Genomic DNA, 2,693 nt, shown 5'->3' with positions numbered 1-2,693 from the left:
GTATCGTTCGTACATTCGACGTTTTTTGGCTTGCTTCATCGCGATTTGGATCTCTTGGAATGATGTTGAATGTTCCATTGAATTCCCCTGCCTGTCTAAAGTCATTTACTACATACTTCGACATGTAGCAACGAAATCCTTACCATAGTTTTCTAATCTTAAGTTCAACTTATATAGATTTGAATAGTCCCACTCACAATAGCGACGATACCAATTACCGCACAAATTAAACCAGTATTTATTTTACCCGTTTTTCCTTTTGTACGCTTTCCAGAGAGGAAGAGGAAAATTCCTAATATAACAAGCACAATTCCAAGACCAATACTAAAAATATAAAGTTGGGATGAAGCACTTTCAAGTACATAATTAATGGACTTTTCAATTCTTTGTTCCATTTACTCTACCTCCATATGATTTACTTTGTGAATCAGATTTACAGAAAAGATTATTCCGACAAATATCATAATCAAACTGAATATATACATGAACGTTATACTTGAAGTGGTGTTTACCACAATATTGCACATCAGCGAAGCCAAGAGAACAGCCGAAACAATGGTAGTAGGAACTGATTTCTTAATAAATCCAATGCCCGTTGCTATAATTCCTATACATGCGGCTATAATGGCCATGACAACTGTAATTTTTATAGCTTGTAGCATAATAGCAGCCGTAAAGCCTCCACTGACAAGATGCATAGTTTTTTCGGTTATACCAAATATCAAAAAAATAATGAGATTGCTAATAATCATTGAAATAATCGTAAATATGCTAACAACACTTAATTTTGAAAATAAGATCTTTTTTCTGCTTATCGGGTATGAAAAAAGTAAAACAGGTCTATTTCCAGAATAATCCTCGACTATAAATTTAGAATACATAACAGCTGATAGGACGCAAAAAGCCGCCATATTTAATACACCAAACAAAGGGATCAGATTGTTATATCCTAAAAAAATCTCTAAATCTTTATCGTTTGGCTCTAGCTTTGGCGCATAGGCAAATAGATAGAGGAAACCTAACATGACTATAGCAATCATAATGCTGGCAATTACATAAGTACGAATGTTGTTTCTTCTCAATTCCAATTTAATAAGTTTTATCATTGCTTATCCTCCCGGTCATGATATCCATAAAATACTCTTCAAGACCATTCGGGGATTCTGCCTTTACTTCGGCCAAAGAAGTCTCTCGTATAACAGTGCCGTTTACAATCACCCCAATGGTATCAGCAATATGCTCAATTTCCGATAAAATATGACTGGAAATCAATAAGGTCATATCTTGATTTTTAACAAGATCAAGGAACAATTCTCTCATTTCTCTAATTCCAATTGGATCTAGTCCGTTAATGGGTTCATCTAAAATCAACAATTTAGGTTTATGAATGATAGCTCTTGCAATGGCTAATCGTTGACGCATACCAAGAGAGAATTTTGAAACAGGCTGTTTGCCTGTGTCATTTAATCCGACTTTAGTTAAAACAGAGGCTGTATCCGTGTCATTATCTTCCATATAGGCTTGGTGTATTTCTAAATTTTCAGTTGCTGATAAATGCTCATAAAATACAGGAGTTTCAATGATCGTTCCAATATTTCTTAAAATTTCACTTCGTTGAGACCTAACATCCATTTCTAAAACTTGTGCATTCCCCATTGTCGGTGTAAGCAAGCCAGACAGCATTTTAAATACCGTTGTTGTTCCAGCTCCATTTGCACCTAAAAAACCATAAATAGTACCTTTTTGCACATTCATATTGCAATATTTTATTACTTCATTTCCATCAAAGGTTTTTGTAAGGTTTTCGACTTTTACAGCAGAAATATTATTCATTTGTTTTGTTCTCCTCTGGATATAACCTTTGCAATAATTCTTTTATCTTTTCAAGCAAATCATCATTCAATATATCCATTCCGATTGATTTCATCATATGTTGCAAAAATTTCAAACGCATGGCTAATTTGGCATGGTTACACTTAAAAACAACAGGGTCGCACCAAATATTCATCAATAGTAAAAAAACCTCTGCACATTCTTCGGGATAATTAGTAATAAGTGAGCCATCTGCTATTCCTTCTTTTATGATTTCAGTAATGAGTGCAGAGTCTTTGTTTACGCAGTCCTGCATATATGACACTACAAATTCTGGACTTTTTATGCGTGAACCCATCACATCGTCCAAATAGTGTACCTCTTGGCTTGAAAAGCTCTTATGCAAAAGAGTAATTAGCTTTTCTTTTCCAGTACAAGACCCCATTTCAGATAACCAACCCTTTATCATATTTTCTACGCTTTGTGCCTGCATTTCCGTAACGGCATTGATGATTTCATCCTTGGATTGAAAATGATGGTAAATAGCCCCTTTTGATATTCCTGCAGTTTCCGCGATATCCTTTATACTGGTTTTATCAAATCCTTTTTCCAGAAAAAGTTTTGCGGAAACAGACAAAATGGTTTCAATCGTTGCTTGTGAATTATATTTTTTCGCCATACTTATTAGCCTCCAAACAAAAACATACCGAACGTCCGGTTTTTATTTTACTATATCCATTTTTTGAAATTTGTCAATATTGCTATATAAGTTGAACATGACTTTAGACAGGCAGGGGAATTCAATGGAACATTCAACATCATTCCAAGAGATCCAAATCGCGATGAAGCAAGCCAAAAAACGTCGAATGTACGAACGATAC

At 34.6% G+C, this 2,693-nt stretch carries 4 protein-coding genes; all 4 read right to left on the bottom strand.

What is annotated here, in order from left to right; translation table 11 throughout:
* Window positions 1-164: 164 nt before the first annotated feature.
* Genes LCF57_RS25700 through LCF57_RS25685 form a run of 4 tightly spaced genes read right to left on the bottom strand, consistent with a single transcriptional unit; the run spans window position 165 to window position 2,491 of the window.
* The gene (locus LCF57_RS25700; RefSeq protein WP_226003197.1) at window positions 165-395 is read right to left on the bottom strand and encodes a hypothetical protein; all 231 of its coding nucleotides are present in this window, start codon (window positions 393-395) and stop codon (window positions 165-167) included.
* Window positions 396-1,106: an ABC transporter permease gene (locus LCF57_RS25695; RefSeq protein WP_127760302.1), complete on the bottom strand. Its 711-nt coding sequence runs from the start codon at window positions 1,104-1,106 to the stop codon at window positions 396-398.
* A complete protein-coding gene (locus LCF57_RS25690; RefSeq protein ID WP_226003196.1) occupies window positions 1,090-1,833 on the bottom strand; it encodes an ABC transporter ATP-binding protein in 744 nt (247 codons plus the stop codon). The genes LCF57_RS25695 and LCF57_RS25690 overlap by 17 nt, the downstream gene beginning before the upstream one ends.
* On the bottom strand, window positions 1,826-2,491 hold the full coding sequence (locus tag LCF57_RS25685) for a TetR/AcrR family transcriptional regulator (protein ID WP_226003195.1): 666 nt from the start codon (window positions 2,489-2,491) through the stop codon (window positions 1,826-1,828). The genes LCF57_RS25690 and LCF57_RS25685 overlap by 8 nt, the downstream gene beginning before the upstream one ends.
* Window positions 2,492-2,693 lie beyond the last annotated feature (202 nt).

The sequence above is a fragment of the Paenibacillus sp. BJ-4 genome (assembly GCF_020404765.1).
Taxonomy (GTDB): domain Bacteria; phylum Bacillota; class Bacilli; order Paenibacillales; family Paenibacillaceae; genus Paenibacillus.
Note: the sequence above shows the minus strand (reverse complement) of the source record. Positions and strands in the feature narration are given on the sequence as shown.

Bases quoted from the DNA above. Each gene is read 5' to 3' on its own strand.
- LCF57_RS25695 (WP_127760302.1), bottom strand. From the start codon at position 1,106: ATGATAAAACTTATTAAATTGGAATTGAGAAGAAACAACATTCGTACT.
- LCF57_RS25700 (WP_226003197.1), bottom strand. From the start codon at position 395: ATGGAACAAAGAATTGAAAAGTCCATTAATTATGTACTTGAAAGTGCT.
- LCF57_RS25685 (WP_226003195.1), bottom strand. From the start codon at position 2,491: ATGGCGAAAAAATATAATTCACAAGCAACGATTGAAACCATTTTGTCT.
- LCF57_RS25690 (WP_226003196.1), bottom strand. From the start codon at position 1,833: ATGAATAATATTTCTGCTGTAAAAGTCGAAAACCTTACAAAAACCTTT.